We start from the raw sequence: 18,049 nt of genomic DNA on the forward strand, positions 1-18,049 counted from the left end.
AGATGGACGGAACCCTCAACCTGAAGGGGGCGGCTGACGCCCCCTTCTACCTGCCGCAGGGCGACGAATGCGATGTCTTCCTTGCCGCCGCGGCGCGTGAACTGCCGATCCTGCTGAAAGGCCCGACCGGCTGCGGCAAGACCCGTTTCGTCGCCGCGATGGCGCATCGGCTGGGCCGCCCGCTTTACACCGTCGCCTGCCATGACGACCTTTCCGCCGCCGACCTGATCGGGCGCTACCTGCTGAAGGGTGGCGAGACGGTCTGGGTCGATGGTCCGCTGACCCGCGCGGTGCGCGAGGGCGCGATCTGCTACCTCGATGAGGTGGTCGAGGCGCGCAAGGACGTGACCGTGGTCCTGCATCCGCTAACCGACGACCGGCGCATCCTGCCCATCGACCGCACGGGAGAGGAGTTGGAGGCAGCGCCCGGCTTCCTTCTGGTCGCCTCGTACAACCCCGGCTACCAGAACATCCTCAAGACGCTGAAACCCTCGACCCGGCAGCGCTTCGTCGGCCTCGAATTCACCTTCCCGAAGCCCGAGCATGAGGTCCCCGTGGTCGCCCGCGAATCCGGGCTGGCCGAGGACCGCGTCAAACCGCTCGTGCGTCTCGCGAACAAGCTGCGCGCGATGAAGGGGCAGGATCTTGAGGAAGGGGTTTCCACCCGCCTCGTCGTCTATGCCGCCACGCTGATCGCGAACGGCATGAATGTCGACCGCGCCATCCGCGCGGCGATGATCGAACCCCTGACGGATGATGAGGATGTGAAGAACGGGCTCCGCGATCTCGTGACCGCCGTTTTCGGGTGAGGCCGGCAATGTCACGGATCGACTTCGAGCCATGGGAACCCGAGGAAACCGTCGGGAAACTGTGGCACGCCTTTGCCAGCCGTCTGGACGGGCATCCCGTCCACGACGGAGCCCGCGTTCACCTTTCGCAGGTGAGCGGACGGCTGGCAGTTCTTTTCCGGGGCCTCGGCGGCGATCCGGCGGTCGAGGTCAAGCCGGTGGCGGAGGAAATCAGCCACCATCGGTTGTCGCTTTTGCGCCGTCTGGGGACATGGCGTGAGACCGCGCCACGGGCAAGCTTTGACGGGGCGAGCCTGCGGCTGCCCGAAAGTCTTGCGATCTTTCCTGCGGTCGAGGCGAACGCGGCGCTTTACCTCTGGCTGGCGGTGATGGCCTCTGCCGCGGACCAAGTCGCCCCGCCCGCGCAGGACGATCCGCTTCTGGCCGACCTCGCGGCGATCGAGGTTGCGGCGGCCATGACGAAGGCCGCGCTGGAGGAGGCGCCGGGCTTTGCCCGCCTGCACCGCGATCTGGCCGAAGCCACGCTCATGTTTCGCCGCTCCGGCGCGCTGCCCCCGGTCGAGGCGGCGGTGGAGGCGCGCGTCAGGCGGGCGCTGGGCGATCTGGCGCCTTTGCCGGATACGCCCTTGCCCGCAAAGGCGCCGCGCGGCTACCGCCCCTTCCGCCCGGTGCCGATCTGGCCCGATCTGCGCGCGCTCTCCCGGTCGGAAACGACGGCGGTCGAGAACCGCGACACCGAGGGCGCGCCCGAGGAATCCTCCGAGGAAAAGACCGCCCGCCGCGCGCGGCGCCGCAAGGCCGATCAGGCGGACCGCAACGACAGCTTCATCCTGCACAAGTTCGAGGCGATCCTGTCGATGACCGAATTCCTCAACCTCAACCGCCGGGTCGAGGACGATGACGAGGACACCGCCCGCAAGGCCGCCGACGATCAGGAGGAGATCGGGCTGGCGCAGGTCTCGAAGGCGCCCGCGACGCGGCTGAAGCTGCACCTTGACCTCGCGCCCGAGGATGTGGACCGCGAGGCGCTTTCGGGCCAGTCGCTTTACCCCGAATGGGACGTGCGCACCGGCGTCTACCTGCCCGCCCATGCCCGCGTCCTGCACTCCCGCGCCGAGGAAAGCCGGGACGTGCCGTCCTTCCGCGCCGATCCGCAGGCCAGCGCCCGCATTCGCGCCGTCCGCCGCCAGTTCGAGGCGCTAAGGCCCAGTCTGATCTCCACCCCCGGCCACCCCGACGGGGATGAGCTTGATACCGAACGCGCCGTGCGCGCGCAGGTCGATCTGCGGGCTTGTGGCGAGGGGACAGACCGCGTCTGGCGCCAGACAAGGCCGGAGCGGCGCGACCTGGCGGTGTCGATCCTGCTGGACGTCTCGCGGTCCACCGAAAGCGCCATACCCGGCCACGGCCATGACGGCCGCGCCGTGATCGACATCGAACGCGAGGCGCTGGCGGCGCTGGCCTGGGGTCTTGACGCCTGCGGCGACGATTTCGCGATCAACGCCTTTTCCTCGCTGAAGCGGAACCGGGTTTTTGTGCAGACCGTCAAGGACTTTACCGAGCCGATGGCCGAGGCGACGGAACAGCGTATCGCCGCGCTGAAACCGGGTCACTACACGCGCCTTGGCGCCGCGATCCGCCATGTCTCTGCCGGGCTGGCGGCGCAGTCGCGCAAGCGTCGGTTGCTTCTTGTCATCACCGATGGCAAGCCCAACGACCTTGACCATTACGAAGGCCGCCACGGGATCGAGGACAGCCGCATGGCGGTGATGGAGGCACGCCGCGCGGGGCATTCCGTCTTTGGCATCACCGTGGATCGCGATGGCAAATCCTGGTTCCCGCGCCTGTTCGGGCAGGGCGCCTTCGCGCTGATCCCGCACCCGGAGAAACTGACCCAGGCGTTGCCGCAGATTTATCGGCAACTGGTGATCGGATGACGGATCAGGCCACAGACCGCCCCTCGGCCCTCGATCAGCTTCCGGGGGAGTTGATGATGTGGGTCCTGATCGTGTCCGAGCTTCTGGTCTTCGGCGCCGGGCTGGCGGCCTTTCTGGCCGTTCGCATCACCGACCCCGCAGGCTTTGCCGAGGCGCAGGGCCATCTGCACCGCGCCGGGGCAGGGGTGAACACCATCGTCCTTGTCACCTCCGGCTGGCTTGCCGCGCTGGCCGTTCAGGCGGCCGAGGCCGGGCGGCCGGGACGGCTGCGCGCGCTGGTGGCGGGGGCCATCGCGCTGGGGGCGGTGTTCCTTGTGCTGAAGGGCGCGGAATATGCCGATCTGGCCCATGCCGGGATCACGTTCGAAACCCACGCCTTCTTCACCTTCTCCTACCTGCTGACCGGCTTTCACGCGGCCCATGTGATGGCCGGGATGATCCTTCTGGCCGTGGTCGCCGTCCCGGCCAGCCCCCGCGCGGTCGAAACCGGGGCGGCCTTCTGGCATATGGTCGATCTGGTCTGGGTACTGCTTTTCCCGGTGGTCTACCTGCTATGACGGTCACGCGGGCATGGCTGGCGCTTCTTTTGCTCTCGGCGGCCTCGACCGGGCTTGCGGCATCCGGGGCGCATGGCGCGGTCTTCGTGGTCCTGGTGTTGTCGCTGGCCGGGGCCAAGGCGCATGTGATCCTGTCGCGCTATCTGGGCCTGTCGGCCGCGCCGCCCATTCGCGCGGGGTTCGACCTTGCGCTTGGCGTGGTGCTGGTCCTTTTCGCTGTCCTGGCGATCGCCGCCTGACGGCGCGCGGTCAGGAGCGGGACCAGGCCAGCGCCGGGTCTTCCTCGACATAGTCGCGCAGCGCCTCGATGTCGTCGATGCGGGCGACGTTCTGGCGGATGCTGACGCCATGCCCCTTCAGCCGCGCAAAGGCCCGGCTGAGGCTTTCGGGCTTCATCCCCAGCCTGCCCGCGATCAGCACCTTGTCATAGGGCAGCGTCACCTCGCAGCGGCCCGACGGGCAGTTCGACAGCTCAAGCAGGAACTCCGCCACCCGCTGCGCGCCGGTCTGGGCCTTCAACTGCTCGATCTGCGCGACCAGCTGGTGCAGATGGGTGAAGGTCGCCGACAGCATCGACATGGCGATTTCCGGGCTTTCGCGGATCATCCGCAGGAAGGCGTCGGCCTCGATGCGGATCAGCGTGCAGTCGGTCACCGCCTCGGCCGAGACCGGGTAGGTGTCATGGCGAAAGGCGACCGCCTCGCCGAAGCTCGACCCCTTGGTGAAGGTGCCGACGACCGCCTCTGTGCCGTTCGGCGCGATGCGGTAAAGCTTTACCCAGCCATCCGCGACGATATAGATCGCCGCCGCCCGTTCGCCCTGAAGAAAGATGCTGGCGCCGCGGTCAAAGCTGCGGACATGGGCGGTCGACAGAAGATGGTCGCGGATTTCGGGCGGGGCCGAGGCCAGCAGGATCGACCGCTGGGCGATCATCTTGAATTCGGGCTTCATGGAGGCTCTCCTCGGCGAAGGTCTGCGGGCGGTGTGACGGGCCGTCGATGTCCGGGGTGGGCGACCGATGCTGCGGTCGCGATGGGCTTTCGAGTCACTACCCCGGATCGCTGGCGGTGTCACCCGCACTTCGCCGCCGGGGCGGGGATGGATCGCCATTTCGTCATGCCATCCACGGCGGAAATCTGGGTTGCATGGCGGCATGGCAAATCCTGACTATAAAAGTCGGATTGACATATCCGACTGATTCGCTCAGGTTAACCGCGAGCCGCCAGCCACGCCGACCGGGACGAGTCGCCGAAGCCAGGGGGAAGCGATGGGACTGTCCCTGATGGAAATGCGACATGAACGGACCGCCGCCGACGAACGGTCACGGCGCGACGCCTCTCTCGGGCCGGATCACCTTTGGGGGCTGCTGGCGGCGGAGCCGGGGCGGCAGAGCGGTGCCGAATGGTTGCTCGACTGGATCGAGACGCGTCGCGAGGACCGGGCATGACGCGGACGGGCGGGGCAGAGAGTACCGCCGAGCGCTGGACCCGCCCGCCCACCCATGTGGCGGAGGATCTGACGGATGGCGGCAAACAGGCCTGGATCGAGCATTCCGGGCAGATCTACGTTTTGCGCATCACCCGCGCCGGCAAGCTGATCCTGACGAAATAGGGCGCGCGTGATGAGCATACATACTGAGATTCGCGGCGCCGCGCCGGTGGGCCATGTCGCCGAGCTTGGGCCGCTTGAGGCGGCCGCCGTCTGCTATCTGCGCCTGTGGTGCGACAGCCCCGGCGCGCAGGAGCAGGTCCGCCGTGATTTTGCCGGAACGCTTGGTCCCGTCGCAGGGCATCAGGCGGCGGGCGCGCTTGAGGATCTTTGCGGTCTTTGCGCCCGCCACGGCCGCCGCGCCCTGATGCGCCATCAGCCGTCCTGCACCTGCCTTGGCTCCGATGAGGCCTGCCTTGCCAATCTCATCGCCCTCGCGACCGAGGGAGAGCGGGAGGACGCGCTGCTGATCGCGACACTGATCGTGCGCGCCGACGTCGCCGCGCATCTGATGGCGGCGGCGCAGACCTTCGGCCTCGCCATCAAGCGGATGGCGCTGAGGCTTGACCATCGGGGGACGGTCCGGCCGCCCCGGAACCTTCACTAGAACAGGACAGTGACCCGATGAATATCCCCCTGAAAAGACTGACATTCGGTATCAGCCTGACCGCGCTCGCCTCCGGTCTCGGACTTTCCGCCCAGGCGCAGAGCGCCGCCGAGGTGCTGACCACCTATGCCGATATCGCCGAGGCCGGGTATCAGGACAGCCTGACCGCCGCGCGGAGGCTGGACGGGGCCATCGACGCGCTGATCGCCGCGCCTTCGGCCGCGACCTTGCAGGCGGCCCGCGCCGCCTGGATCGCCGCCCGTGTGCCTTACCAGCAGACAGAGGTCTTCCGTTTTGGCAACGCCATCGTGGATGACTGGGAAGGGCGCGTGAATGCCTGGCCGCTGGACGAAGGGCTGATCGACTATGTCGACGGCGCCTATGGCGGGCCGACTGACGAAAACCGGCTGGCCGCGCTGAACGTCATCGCCCACCCCGCCTTCACCCTGTCGGGCAAGCCGGTCGATGCCGCGAAAATCACGCCGAAGCTGCTTCAGGACACGCTGCATGAGGCCGACGGGATCGAGGCGAATGTCGCTACCGGCTATCATGCGATCGAATTCCTGCTGTGGGGGCAGGACCTGAACGGACATGCCCCCGGCGCGGGCGACCGGCCGTGGACGGACTACGCGCAAGACGATGCCTGCACCCACGGCAATTGCGACCGGCGGGCGGAGTATCTGGCTGCGGCGAGCGATCTTCTGATCTCCGATCTTGAATGGATGGCGGCGCAATGGGCAGAGGGGGCAGAGGCGCGAACGGCGCTGATGGCCGATGAGCAGGCGGGCCTGAGCGCGATCCTGACCGGGATGGGCTCTCTCTCCTACGGCGAGCAGGCGGGGGAGAGGATGCGCCTTGGCCTGATGCTCAACGATCCCGAGGAGGAGCATGACTGCTTTTCGGACAACACCCATAACAGCCACTATTACGACGGGCTTGGCGTGCAGAATGTCTACCTGGGCGATTATGTGCGGATCGACGGGTCGCTGATCTCCGGTCCGTCGCTGTCCGATCTGGTCGCGGCGGAAAACCCCGACCTTGATGGCGAGATGCAAAGCCGTCTGTCGGGGACGATGATGGCGCTGGGCCGGATCAAGACGGCGGCCGAGGCGGGTTCCGCCTATGACGGGATGCTGGAACGCGGCAATGCGGCGGGTGAGGCGCTGGTCATGGGCGGGGTCAACGCGCTGATCGCGCAGACCCGGTCGATCGAGCGGGTCGTTGCCGCGCTGGGGGCCGAGGGCATTGCCATCGAAGGCTCCGACAGCCTCGACAACCCCTCGGCCGTCTTTCAGTGACGCCTGTCGCCGGGCTGTTTGGGGGCTTTCGGATGCGCTTCTTGCCGATGATGGGGGCGTTGCTGGCGTCCCCGTCCGCCTGTCGGCCCGGTATGAGGCCACCGTCAGGCGCGGGGGTGCCAACCGCGCCGTCCCGGCCATGGAGGGCGCGGCCAACCCCCCTTCTGGTGGCCGCCCTTGTGGCCGCGATCCCCCCGCTTGTGGCCGGGGCCGAAACCGCGCCCCCCTGGGCGGGGCTGGAGGATGTGCATCTCGACATCATCCCCCGGACGGCGGAGGAGAGGGCGCGGGTTGGCGCCGTCACCGCGCCGCCAAAGGATTTCGCGGCCCCGTGGCCCTATGAGGAAAACCCCGGCGGCGCCCAGACGGTGCGGGCGCGCGGGACGGCGGACGCCTTTTCGCAGCCCGCCGCCAACCTCACCTTCCGGCAGGAGCTGGATTTCAAGGTCGGCAACGGGATGTTTCGCCGGGTCTGGGTCTCTGCCCCCGCCTCGACGATCGCTTCGGACGGGCTTGGCCCGCTTTACAACGCGCGTTCCTGCCAGCGCTGTCACCTGAAGGACGGACGCGGTCATCCGCCGGAGGGGCCGGAGGATGACGCCGTGTCGATGTTCCTGCGGATCTCCATCCCTGCGCCGATACCGGATGAGGGTGATCTGGCCGCGATGGAGCACTACATCGCTGGCACCCACGCCACCGCGCCGGACCCGGTCTATGGCACGCAGTTGCAGGATTTCAGCCTGCCGGGCCATGCCGCCGAATACCGGCTGGACCTGCGCCACGAGGAGATCGAGGTGCCGCTGTCGGGCGGAGAAATGGCGGTGCTGCGCCGCCCGGCCTATGCCGCCGCCGATCCCGGCTACGGCCCCCTGCACCCCGATGCGATGCTCTCGCCCCGCGTTGCGCCGCAGATGATCGGCATGGGCCTGCTTGAGGCGATCCCGGCGGCGGACATCCTGGCCTGGGCCGACCCCGAGGATGGCGATGGCGACGGCATCTCCGGCATCCCGCAGATTGTCTGGTCGGATGTCCACGACCGGCCGATGCTGGGCCGTTTTGGCCACAAGGCGGGCAATCCCACGGTGCTGGAGCAGACGGCGAGCGCCTTTGCGGGCGATATCGGTATTTCCAACCCGGTCTATCCGGCCGGCTCGGGTGACTGCACGGATCGCCAGATCGCCTGCATCGCCGCGCTGGATGGCGGGGATGCCGAGCAGGGCGGGGTTGAGATCGACGCGGTCGGCCTTGACCTGGTGGCCTTCTACAGCCGGACGCTCGCCGTGCCTGCCCGGCGCGATGTGGCGGACCGGCAGGTGCTGCGCGGGCGGGAGGTGTTCTTTGCGACCGGCTGCACGTCATGCCACCGTCCGACCTATGTCACCCACCGGCTGGCGGGTGATGACCCGGCCAGCTTCCAGCTGATCTGGCCCTATACCGACCTGCTGTTGCACGACATGGGCGAGGGGTTGGCCGACAACCGGCCCGAGGGGCGCGCGGACGGGCGCGAATGGCGCACCGCGCCGCTCTGGGGCGTTGGCCTGACCGAAACCGTTTCCGGCCACAGCTATTTCCTGCATGACGGCCGGGCGCGGTCGCTCTTGGAAGCGGTCCTTTGGCATGGCGGTGAGGCACAGGCCGCCCGCGACGCGGTGGTGGAAATGGCGCCCGAGGATCGCGCCGCCCTGATCCGATATCTGGAGAGCCTATGAGACGCCTTGCCGTGATCCTGCTTGCCCTCGGCCTTGCCGGACCTGCCCGCGCGGATGTCGACGCCGCGCTCGACCGCCATATCCTGCCCGCCTTCGCGGGTTTTGCCGGGGCGGCGGAGCGGCTGGCCGACGCCGCCGTCGCCGATTGCCGCCCGCGGGCCGTAGCACCCGCCTATCAGGCGGCCTTCGACGCCTGGATGGCGGTTGCGGACCTGCATATCGGCCCGTCGGAAACCGGCGGGCTGTCCATCGCCTTCTGGCCGGATGCGCGTGGTTTCACCGGGCGGGTGTTGTCGCAGTTGATTGCCGATGAGGACCCCGTGGCCTTCGATCCGCTGGGCTATGCGGAGATGTCGATCGCGGCGCGCGGGGTTCTCGCGCTTGAGATGATGGTCTTCGATCCGGCCTATTCGCACTATGACAAGGGCAGCTATGCCTGTGCGCTGGTCCGGGCCATCGCGCTTGACCTGTCGCGGCAGGCGGTGGCGCTTGAGGTGGCGTGGCGCGACGGTTTTGCGGCTACCCTGCGCAGTGCCGGAGGGGCCGGGAATGCCACCTACCTGACCGGGGACGAGGCGCTGCGCGCGCTTTATACCCAGCTTTTGTCGGGGCTTGAGTTCACGGCCGATCAACGCCTGGGCCGACCGATGGGCAGCTTCGAGCAGCCCCGCCCGGCACGGGCCGAGGCATGGCGGTCGGGCCGGTCGCTGCGCAACGTGCTGTTGTCGGTCGATGCGGCGCAGGCGCTTGCCCATACGCTGTCGGGCGGTGCGTTGCCGCAGACCGACGCGGCGGCCGCGAGGGTTCACGCGATGGCCGGGCGCGTCGGCGATCCCGGCTTGCAGGGCGTGAGCGAGCCGCAGGGGCGGCTTCATGTCGAGCTGCTGCAACAGGCCGTGCGCGCCATGCGCGCCGCCATCGAGGCAGAGATCGGTGTGCCGCTTGGCATCGCACCCGGTTTCAATTCGCAGGACGGGGATTAGGGCGATGACGACACGTCGCAGGTTCCTTGCCACGCTGCTTGCGGCCGGCGCCACCCCCCGGCTCGGCTGGGCGGCGGTCGGCAACCCCGCCTTCCTCGCCGCCGCCCGCGCGCCGGATGGCGGCTTCGCGCTTTACGGCCTCGACCAGACGGGTGGGGTCACCTTCCGCGTTCCGCTTCCGGCGCGGGGCCATGCCGGGGCGGGCCATCCTGCCCGCGCCGAGGCGGTGGCCTTCGCCCGCCGACCGGGGCAATTCGCACTGGTCCTCGACTGCGCGACGGGGCGCGTGCAGCACCACCTCGCCCCGCCCGAGGGGCGGCAGTTCAACGGCCACGGCGTTTTCGTGAATGGCGGTACGCTTCTGATGACCAGCGAGCAGCGCGCCGGGGACAGCCGGGGCCTGATCGGCCTTTGGGACGTCGCGGCGGGGTATCGGCGGATCGGGGACTGGGACAGCGGCGGCATCGGCCCGCATGACCTGCGCCTGATGCCGGATGGCGCGACCCTGGTGATCGCGAATGGCGGCATCGCGACCGATCCGTTCGACCGGACGAAGCTGAACATCCCCACGATGCGGCCGAACCTGACCTATCTGGATCTGGATGGTACGATCATGGAACAGGTCGAACTGGACGCCGGGCTTTGGAAGAACTCGATCCGCCATCTCGCGATCCGGGCCGATGGCCTTGTCGGTTTCGCGATGCAGTGGGAGGGGGAGGAGGGCGCCGCCCCGCCGCTTCTGGGACTGCATCGCCGGGGTGAAGCGCCGGTGCTGGCCGAAGCGCCGCTGGGTGATGAACTGGCGATGAAGGGCTATGCGGGCAGCATCGCCTTCAGCGGCGACGGGGCGGAGGTTGCAATTACCTCGCCGCGCGGCGGGAGGTTGCATCGGTTCGCCGAGGATGGCGCCTTCCTTGGCGCGGTCTCACGCGCCGATGTCTGCGGCCTTGCCGCGCGCGGCGGGGGCTTTCTGGCCAGCGACGGTCTGGGCGGGCTGATCGCGGTGACGGCCCAGGGCGCGCGGCCTCTGGGCCATGTCGATTGCGCCTGGGACAACCACATCGTCACGCTGTAGTCGCGTGCGGGCCGCTACGGTGTCGCCGTTTCCGGGGCGAGGTTCATGGGAGAGCCCATCGCCGCAAGGAAGGCGACGACCGCGTCGATCTCCTCCGGGTCGCGGATGCCGGGGTCGGGCATCGTCGTGCCGGGCGCGACCGAGGCGGGATTGCTGAGGAAAGCCGCCAGGCTTTCCTTCGTCCAGGCGCCGTCTTCCGCGCGCAGGGTCGGCGAGTAGTTCGGGAACGGCCGTTTGCCGCGCGGCGCGCCGACGATGGCGGCAAGGCTGGGGGCAAAGTCGTTCACGTCGGGGTCGAGCGAGTGGCAGGTCAGGCAGGTGTCCATATTCGCCTTCAGCCGGTCGCGGGTATGGGCGGGCAGCGTGTCCTGTTCCAGATAGGCGGTGAGAAAGGCGGTCGCGGCGCCGTTCGGGTTTTCCGTCAGGAAGATGAGTTCGTTATTGTCGGTGAACAGCACCAGCCGGTCGGCATCCAGTTGCCGCGCCGCGCGGATGCGGGTGCCGATGGGGATGCGTTCGGCGAACATCACCCGATTGTCGACAATACGGAAACGATAAAGGGATTCATCCTTTAATGTTCCCATCAGGATATCGCCGTCCCAGGCGGAATTGAAGCCCTCGATCAGGTCGAGGCTGGAAATCGCGACCGAGGGGACAAAGGCATAGACGGGCGGTTCATGGACGTCGTGGCGGCCAAAGGACAGCGTATTGGGGATCGGCAACTGGTTGTAGAGTGTGCCGAGGCTTTCAGAGGGCCAGCCGTAATCCTTCCCCTCGCGGATCAGGTTCAGTTCATCCCCGCCGCGCAGCCCGTGTTCGACCGCCCAAAGCTGCCCCTTGCCGTCGAAGGCCATGCCCTGCATGTTGCGCAGCCCGCGCGCGATCTGGCGGTGGGCGCCGCTGGCCAGGTCGATCTCGATCACCTTGCCATAGTCATAGGCGGGGTCCGGCGCGATGGGCGGGCCGTCGGCGAAGATGCCGTCAAAGTGGAAATCACCGCTGCCAAGGACCAGCTTGTCCTTGCCGTCATAGGCCATGCGCCCGCCGCCGATCTGGATCTCGATCGCGCTGCCGGTCTTTTTCAGGGGCAGGCAGGGTTCGGTCACGAAGAGCGTCGTCCAGTCGTCGGCGCGGGCCGAGAAGGTGGCCAGTTCCGCTGCGGTGGACGGGATGTCCAGCATGGCGACGACGGTGTGGAAACAGGCGCGGTCGGCCTCATACTTCACGAAGGACAGGGCCAGCCGTTCCTGCCCGTCATAGTCGAAGGCGAGAATGTCGAAGTAGCGATAGGCCCAGTATTCAAAGTGATAGTCCTTGTAGGCCGGATCGTCGGCCAGCGCGCGATAGGCGTCGAAGGCGTAATCCGGCACGGCGATGTCGAGCGGCTGCACCGATTGCGCCGATCCGGCCATGAAGAGCTTGCCGTCGAGGGTCGCGGCCACGGCGGTGCTGTCGACCACCGTCACCCCGCCGCCGCGCCCGTAGCGGGTGATGGGAAGGGGGATTGTCTCACGCTTGAAATGGATGAAGATGCTGTCGACGTCGGGGTTCGCGACGACGGTGGCGGGTTTCGGCGGGCGCAGGCTGGCCACCGCCCTGCGGATAACCTTGGACGGCGCGGCGACGAACTCTGCCGTCATCCCGGCCATGAACCCGAACCCGAGGAGGCCCAGAACAAGGGCCACCCACGCCCAGCGACGTGTGCTACGCATACCCAATCCCCAACCCGTCGCGCCTATGGCGCGCTGCGGTGAACGGTAGGAAGGGGACAGGGGGTTGTCAAAATATCGCCGAAGAACAGCCCGTTACGTTTCCCGGCCCGATACCTTGACGGGCCGGGGCGGCGGACTGTTTCAGTTCGCGCCATCCAGAAGGCGGCGCGCGATGACCTGCGCCTGAATCTCTGCCGCGCCTTCGAAGATGTTCAGGATGCGCGCATCGCAGAGGATACGGCTGATCTGGTATTCCAGCGCAAAGCCGTTGCCGCCGTGGATCTGAAGCGCGTTATCCGCCGCCGCCCAGGCGACACGGGCGCCCAGAAGCTTCGCCATCCCGGCCTCAAGGTCGCAGCGCTTGTCGTGGTCCTTCTGCCAGGCGGAATGATAGGTCAGTTGCCGGGCCACCATGACCTCGACCGCCATCATGGCCAGCTTGCCCGCGACGCGCGGGAACTCGATCAAGCTCTTGCCGAACTGCTTGCGGTCCTCGGCATATTTCATGCCGACCTCAAGTGCTGATTGCGCGACGCCGATGGCGCGGGCGGCGGTCTGGATGCGGGCGCTTTCGAAGGTCTGCATCAGCTGCTTGAAGCCCTGACCCTCGACCCCGCCCAGAAGGTTTTCGCCCTTCACCTTGAAGCCGTCGAAGCCAAGCTCGTATTCCTTCATGCCGCGGTAGCCCAGCACCTCGATCTCACCGCCGGACATGCCGGGGGTGGGGAAGGGGGCCTCATCCGTGCCGGGCGTCTTTTCGGCAAGGAACATCGACAGGCCACGGTAGTCGGTGGTGTTCGGATCGGTGCGCGCCAGAAGCGTCATCACATGGGTGCGCGCGGCGTGGGTGATCCAGGTCTTGTTGCCGGTCACCTCCCAGTCGTCACCGACCTTCACCGCGCGGGTGCGCAAGGAGCCGAGGTCGGATCCGGTGTTGGGCTCGGTGAAGACGGCCGTTGGCAGGATTTCCCCGCTCGCCAGTTTCGGCAGCCAGTGGGCCTTCTGTTCAGGCGTGCCGCCGCAGAGGATCAGTTCGGCCGCAATCTCGGACCGCGTGCCGAGGGAGCCGACACCGATATAGCCGCGAGAGAGTTCTTCCGATACGACGACCATCGACGCCTTCGACAGGCCCAGCCCGCCGAAATCCTCCGGGATCGTCAGGCCGAAAACGCCAAGCCCGGCGAGTTCCTCGATGATCTCCATCGGGATCAGTTCATCCTTCAGGTGCCAGTCATGCGCGTTCGGCACGACACGTTCCTCGGCATAGCGGCGGAACTGGTCGCGGATCATCTCCAGGTCTTCATCAAGGCCGCTCGTCCCGAAGGTCGCCCGGCCGTGATTGTCGCGCATGAGCGTCACCAGCCGCGCCCGCGCCGCCGGGCTGTTGCCCCCGGCGATCAGTGTCGCCGCCGCGCCCTCGGGCGTCCAGCTTGCGTCCAGATCGGCAAGGCGCGCGGCTTCCCCCTGGCTCATCGGGATGCCGCCCGCGATCTGCGCGAGGTATTCGCCAAAGCCGATCTGAAGGATCAGCGCCTCCATCTCGCCGAACTTGCCCTCACCCTCGATCCGCCCGGCCCAGCCGCGCATCTGGCGCAGCGCCTCGACATAGGTGGCCAGCCACGAAAGCGCATGGGCAGCGAACTGATGCTGTTCCAGCGCGGCGCCCGAGACCTTGCCCTTCGCATCGACCTTTGCGCGCAGCTTCGACGTCGCGTCGGCCAGCACGGTTTCGACCTCAGGCAGCGCGGCTGCGGTCAGGTCGAGAAGGTCGGACATCAGTGCGGAATTCGGCATGTCGGCCCCGTCGTGCGGCATGAGTCGGCTCCCTTTCTGCGGTCGCATCGTGATAGGGGCTTTGCAGGTGCAGCGCAATATTAATTCGCCATTGGGGTTGCGGCTGAACGAAAGTGTCGCGCGCGTTTTCGGGGTGTGCCGCGCGCGGGGACGCGGTAAGGAAGGCGCACAGGCAGGGCAGGCGATGTTCGGGACCGATCCCATCCTTCTTCTGACGGCATGCGCCATCACGCTTTTTGCGGGGACCGTGAAGGGCGCGGTGGGCTTTGCGATGCCGATGATCATGATCTCCGGCCTTGCCTCGATCCTGCCCGCCGATCAGGCGCTGGCCGCGCTGATCGTGCCGACGCTGGTCACCAACCTCGCCCAGTCCTTTCGGCAGGGGGGGCGGGTCTTCTGGACCACGGTCGCGGAATACCGGCGGCTTCTGGTGTCGCTTTGCATCGTCATCGTGATCTCGGCGCAGTTCGTGCCGTATTTCCCGCAGGCGGCGCTGCTTCTGACGCTGGGCCTGCCCATCGTCGCCTTCGCGCTGAGCCAGCTTGCCGGGCGGCAATTGCGCTTTCCCGCCGAAAGCCGGGGCAAGGCCGAGGTGATCGCGGGCGTCGTTGGCGGCTTTTTCGGCGGTATCTCGGGCGTCTGGGGACCGCCGACCATCGCGCTTTTGCTGTCTCTGGACGCCGACAAGCGCGAAAGCCTGCGGGTGCAGGGGGTAGTCTATCTGATCGGCGCCGCGATCCTGACGGTTGCGCATCTGGCCTCGGGCGTGCTGAACGCGCAGACGCTGCCCCTGTCGGTGCTTCTCTGCATTCCGGGGATGATCGGCCTCTGGATCGGGTTTTCGATCCACGACCGGCTGGATCAGGTGCGGTTCCGGCGCTGGACGCTGATCGTTCTGGTGTTTTCCGGGCTGAACCTGATCCGCCGCGCGGCGATGGCCTGGCTTTGATCCGGGTGGATTGACCTTGCGCCCGGTCGCCCCGGATGCCTATGGTTCGGGCCAGAGGCAGATGAGGAACGGGCATGTCTATCAAAACGGTCGGGATCGTCGGCGCGGGTCAGATGGGCAACGGGATCGCCCATGTCTTTGCGCTGGCCGGGTATGACGTTGTGATGAGCGACATCAGCCAGGAGGCGCTCGACAAGGCCGTGGCTCTGATCGACAAGAACCTTGAGCGTCAGGTCAGCCGCGAGAAGATCTCTGCCGCCGAGAAGGCCGCCGCGCTGGGCCGGATCACGACCACGCTGAAGCTTTCGGACGTGGCGCAGACCGATCTGGTGATCGAGGCCGCGACCGAACGCGAGACGGTCAAGCAGGCGATCTTCGAGGATCTGCTGCCGCATCTGAAGCCGGATACGATCCTGACCTCGAACACCTCCTCCATCTCCATCACCCGGCTCGCCTCGCGCACCGACCGGCCGGAAAAGTTCATGGGCTTCCACTTCATGAACCCGGTGCCGGTGATGCAGCTTGTCGAGCTGATCCGCGGCATCGCCACGGATGAACCGACCTACAAGGCGCTGGTCGAGGTGGTCGAGAAGATCGGCAAGACGGCGGCGAGTGCCGAGGATTTCCCGGCCTTCATCGTCAACCGCATCCTGATGCCGATGATCAATGAGGCGGTCTATACGCTTTACGAAGGCGTGGGCAACGTGAAGTCCATCGACGAGTCGCTGAAGCTGGGCGCCAATCACCCGATGGGGCCGCTGGAACTGGCCGATTTCATCGGGCTGGATACCTGCCTTGCGATCATGAACGTGCTGCATGAGGGGTTGGCCGACACCAAGTACCGCCCCTGTCCGCTGCTGACGAAATATGTCGAGGCCGGGTGGCTGGGTCGCAAGACCCAGCGCGGGTTCTACGATTATCGCGGCGAAACTCCGGTTCCGACACGCTGACCAGAGGCGTACTCTGGTCGCGGAAGGCCTGGGCAACCCCTGCGTTTGTGGGCGTTGAGCGGGATCACCGCGCTATCTGGCGATAGGGGCAAATATCGTCGTCGAACGGCACATGGCGTTGCCGGAACACCGTTCCGTCGACAGGCTCCGGCCTGCTGATCCGATCCATTCGGAAATGTCGAAAACCCTCGCGCGCGGGGTCCCATGCCACGAGATACCAGAGCGGCGGCAGGATCAGCAGGGCCTGTGGCTCGACGTTGCGGCTTGTTTGGTGCCCCTTGGCATCGCGATACTGAAATGTCAGGCGCCGTCGTTGAAGAAAAGCCGCTTCAAACGCAGGCAACAGGGCCGGGTCCATCTTTCCCATGTCCGAAAGATCCTGCAGTGGCGACAGTTGTCCGATGTGCAGGCAGTCCAGAAGCTTGCGCAGGTCCCTTACCTTGTCGGATGTGAGAGCCTTCTGGATCTTCGACAACCCGGCATCCGCGAGGTCGGAAAAAGGCAGGTTCCCGGCCGCGCGCATCGCCGCGACGCTGATGATGAGCGCGAAGACCTCGACCACCGAAAGCCGCGCCGTTGTCTGCGATGCCTGCGGGGCAAGCCAAACACCGCCACCGCGACCGGGCTCCGAGTGAATGACATATCCCTGTTCGCGCAGTGTCGCTATGTCGCGCAGTATTGTCCGCCGCGAGGCGTCGACCTCGTGGGCAAGCGCATCTATCGTAGACGATCCCCTGCGGCGCAGGCTGCGCAGGATGGCGTCCTGCCGACTCTGAACTCTCATGCCGGAACGATAGCATCTATGGTGTCAAGAAATGGCACCAATTCAGGTTACGTGCAGCGGGCAACAGTCGAAAAGGAGAATGAGACGATGCAACGCACAGCCGTGAACCCATGGGACTGGTCTCTGAAACTGGGTTACAATCAGGCGGAGGTTATCGAGGGCGCCGCGCGCCAGTTGATATGCGCCGGTCAAACCGCCGTTGACGCTGAGGGCAACCCGCGACATCTCGGCGATATGCGTGGCCAAATTGCTTTGGCGCTCGACAATCTCGAAGCTGTTCTGACCAATGCCGACATGGGGCTTCGCAATGTCGTCAGGCTTGGGCTCTACACCACGGACGTTGACGAAGCGCTGAAGAACTTCGATCTGTTCGGCATGCGCTTCGGGCCGATCCGGTGCGCCCCGCCTATGACCTTGCTTGGGGTGAGCTGCCTTGCGATCCCCGGACTGCTCTTCGAAATCGAGGCGACCGCGATGGGGTAAGCCGATAGCGCCGTCCCCGGCGCCCGAGGGCGCGACCCTGAAATCGGCTACTTCCCGAGCGCCAGCGTCGTTTCGCGAAGCCAGGCGAGAAGGCCGCGGGTGTCGCCGCCCTTGGCGCGGATCGTTTCGGCCGGGATCGGGTCGCCGATGACCGGCGATTGCGGGCGGTTCAGGGCGCGGTAGATCTCGTGCAGCAAAAGGCCCTGCCGGAAGGTGGCAGAGATCTTGTCGGCGATGTGGTAAAGCCGCGTATTGGTGCCGGGGAAGAAGATCGGCAGCACCGTGGCGCCCGACCGGGTCACCATCTTCGCGGTGAAGGGGTTCCATTCCGGTTCGATCGCGGGGTCGAAATAGCCCTTGCTGGTCGCGACCTTGCCCGCCGGGAACAGGATGATGACGCCGCCCTCCTTCAGATGCTCCATGCAGATGTTGCGCATCTGAAGGCTTTGCTCGCGGGCGTTTTCCTCATGCGGGAAGGGGACCGGCAGCATGTGGTGTTCGATCTGCGGAATCCCGGTGAGGAGCGAGCGGGTGAGGATCTTGTAGTCGGTCCGCACGCGGCCGATCAGCTCGCCCATCACCAACCCGTCGACAAGGCCGTGCGGGTGGTTCGCCACCACGACAAGCGGGCCGGTGGCGGGGATGCGGGCGATCTGGTCCTCGGGCGTCGTGACGGCGATCCCCATCGTCTCAAGCACCTTGGTGAAGAAGATCTGGCCCTCGGGGACGCCGGTCTTTTCGAACTGCCGGATCAGCTTGAGAAGGGTATACTTGCCCGTCAGCCACTCGATCACGCGGATCGTGCCGGCCTTGGCCGGATTGCGGAAGGTGCCGGCATAGGACAGGTTGCGCATACGATAGGGCTGATAGTCAGGCCCCTCGTCAGTGCGCTGTCGGTCATGCTGCAAAATGGG

19 protein-coding genes are annotated in these 18,049 nt (G+C 66.7%); 14 read left to right on the forward strand and 5 right to left on the reverse strand.

Translation table 11 applies throughout. The features are described 5' to 3' along the window. The first annotated feature begins 2 nt into the window (after positions 1-2). Genes LX70_RS17595 through LX70_RS17610 form a run of 4 tightly spaced genes read left to right on the forward strand, consistent with a single transcriptional unit; the run spans position 3 to position 3,542 of the window. Positions 3-809: a CbbQ/NirQ/NorQ/GpvN family protein gene (locus LX70_RS17595; RefSeq protein ID WP_425430600.1), complete on the forward strand. Its 807-nt coding sequence runs from the start codon at positions 3-5 to the stop codon at positions 807-809. Between the two features lie 8 nt (positions 810-817). Next, positions 818-2,746 carry a nitric oxide reductase activation protein NorD gene (locus LX70_RS17600; protein ID WP_105516097.1) on the forward strand — a complete coding sequence of 643 codons (1,929 nt, stop codon included), beginning with the start codon at positions 818-820 and terminating at the stop codon, positions 2,744-2,746. Beyond that, positions 2,743-3,303, forward strand: a complete 561-nt coding sequence (locus LX70_RS17605) for a cytochrome c oxidase subunit 3 (RefSeq protein WP_245885127.1) — start codon at positions 2,743-2,745, stop codon at positions 3,301-3,303. The genes LX70_RS17600 and LX70_RS17605 overlap by 4 nt, the downstream gene beginning before the upstream one ends. Beyond that, the gene (locus LX70_RS17610; protein ID WP_105516098.1) at positions 3,300-3,542 is read left to right on the forward strand and encodes a hypothetical protein; all 243 of its coding nucleotides are present in this window, start codon (positions 3,300-3,302) and stop codon (positions 3,540-3,542) included. Before LX70_RS17605 ends, LX70_RS17610 begins: the two co-directional genes overlap by 4 nt. A 10-nt stretch (positions 3,543-3,552) precedes the next feature. Here LX70_RS17610 and LX70_RS17615 read toward each other — a convergent pair whose 3' ends face one another. Further along, complete coding sequence (locus LX70_RS17615) at positions 3,553-4,254, reverse strand: Crp/Fnr family transcriptional regulator (protein WP_105516099.1); 702 nt, start codon at positions 4,252-4,254, stop codon at positions 3,553-3,555. Positions 4,255-4,570: 316 nt separating this feature from the next. Between LX70_RS17615 and LX70_RS20540 the strand changes: the two genes are divergently transcribed. The 7 genes from LX70_RS20540 (at position 4,571) to LX70_RS17645 (ending at position 10,463) form a co-directional block, all read left to right on the forward strand. Continuing rightward, positions 4,571-4,750 (forward strand): hypothetical protein, encoded by a 180-nt coding sequence (locus LX70_RS20540; RefSeq protein ID WP_146111648.1) that lies wholly within the window; start codon positions 4,571-4,573, stop codon positions 4,748-4,750. After that, complete coding sequence (hemP, locus tag LX70_RS17620) at positions 4,747-4,914, forward strand: hemin uptake protein HemP (RefSeq protein WP_105516100.1); 168 nt, start codon at positions 4,747-4,749, stop codon at positions 4,912-4,914. Before LX70_RS20540 ends, hemP begins: the two co-directional genes overlap by 4 nt. A gap of 10 nt (positions 4,915-4,924) precedes the next feature. Further along, entirely contained in the window at positions 4,925-5,398 is a 474-nt protein-coding gene (locus LX70_RS17625) for a hypothetical protein (RefSeq protein ID WP_105516101.1), read from the forward strand. Between the two features lie 17 nt (positions 5,399-5,415). Then, entirely contained in the window at positions 5,416-6,696 is a 1,281-nt protein-coding gene (locus LX70_RS17630) for an imelysin family protein (protein ID WP_105516102.1), read from the forward strand. Positions 6,697-6,788: 92 nt separating this feature from the next. Then, positions 6,789-8,405, forward strand: coding sequence for a di-heme oxidoreductase family protein (locus tag LX70_RS17635; protein WP_105516103.1), 1,617 nt, complete (start codon positions 6,789-6,791; stop codon positions 8,403-8,405). After that, positions 8,402-9,388, forward strand: a complete 987-nt coding sequence (locus tag LX70_RS17640; RefSeq protein ID WP_105516104.1) for an imelysin family protein — start codon at positions 8,402-8,404, stop codon at positions 9,386-9,388. Before LX70_RS17635 ends, LX70_RS17640 begins: the two co-directional genes overlap by 4 nt. Positions 9,389-9,392: 4 nt before the next feature. Beyond that, positions 9,393-10,463 carry a DUF1513 domain-containing protein gene (locus LX70_RS17645; protein WP_105516105.1) on the forward strand — a complete coding sequence of 357 codons (1,071 nt, stop codon included), beginning with the start codon at positions 9,393-9,395 and terminating at the stop codon, positions 10,461-10,463. A 14-nt stretch (positions 10,464-10,477) separates the two neighbouring features. Here the strand turns inward: LX70_RS17645 and LX70_RS17650 are convergent, their stop codons facing one another. Together LX70_RS17650 and LX70_RS17655 are read right to left on the reverse strand one after the other, a co-directional pair. Next, on the reverse strand, positions 10,478-12,175 hold the full coding sequence (locus LX70_RS17650; RefSeq protein ID WP_105516106.1) for a PQQ-dependent sugar dehydrogenase: 1,698 nt from the start codon (positions 12,173-12,175) through the stop codon (positions 10,478-10,480). A 141-nt stretch (positions 12,176-12,316) separates the two neighbouring features. Then, positions 12,317-13,990: an acyl-CoA dehydrogenase family protein gene (locus tag LX70_RS17655; protein ID WP_105516107.1), complete on the reverse strand. Its 1,674-nt coding sequence runs from the start codon at positions 13,988-13,990 to the stop codon at positions 12,317-12,319. A gap of 163 nt (positions 13,991-14,153) precedes the next feature. On the opposite strand from LX70_RS17655, the gene LX70_RS17660 reads away from it, so the two are divergent. Both LX70_RS17660 and LX70_RS17665 read left to right on the forward strand, forming a co-directional pair. Beyond that, positions 14,154-14,918 (forward strand): sulfite exporter TauE/SafE family protein, encoded by a 765-nt coding sequence (locus LX70_RS17660; protein WP_105516151.1) that lies wholly within the window; start codon positions 14,154-14,156, stop codon positions 14,916-14,918. Positions 14,919-14,992: 74 nt separating this feature from the next. Further along, positions 14,993-15,868, forward strand: coding sequence for a 3-hydroxybutyryl-CoA dehydrogenase (locus tag LX70_RS17665; RefSeq protein ID WP_105516108.1), 876 nt, complete (start codon positions 14,993-14,995; stop codon positions 15,866-15,868). A gap of 64 nt (positions 15,869-15,932) precedes the next feature. On the opposite strand, the gene LX70_RS17670 is transcribed toward LX70_RS17665, so the two are convergent. Further along, complete coding sequence (locus LX70_RS17670; protein WP_105516109.1) at positions 15,933-16,652, reverse strand: helix-turn-helix transcriptional regulator; 720 nt, start codon at positions 16,650-16,652, stop codon at positions 15,933-15,935. An 87-nt stretch (positions 16,653-16,739) separates the two neighbouring features. On the opposite strand from LX70_RS17670, the gene LX70_RS17675 reads away from it, so the two are divergent. Further along, the gene (locus tag LX70_RS17675) at positions 16,740-17,135 is read left to right on the forward strand and encodes a RidA family protein (protein WP_105516152.1); all 396 of its coding nucleotides are present in this window, start codon (positions 16,740-16,742) and stop codon (positions 17,133-17,135) included. A 47-nt stretch (positions 17,136-17,182) separates the two neighbouring features. Here LX70_RS17675 and LX70_RS17680 read toward each other — a convergent pair whose 3' ends face one another. After that, positions 17,183-18,043, reverse strand: a complete 861-nt coding sequence (locus tag LX70_RS17680) for a lysophospholipid acyltransferase family protein (RefSeq protein WP_342747719.1) — start codon at positions 18,041-18,043, stop codon at positions 17,183-17,185. Positions 18,044-18,049 lie beyond the last annotated feature (6 nt).

The sequence above is a fragment of the Albidovulum denitrificans genome, assembly GCF_002973535.1.
In the GTDB taxonomy this organism is placed as follows: Bacteria; Pseudomonadota; Alphaproteobacteria; order Rhodobacterales; family Rhodobacteraceae; genus Albidovulum; species Albidovulum denitrificans.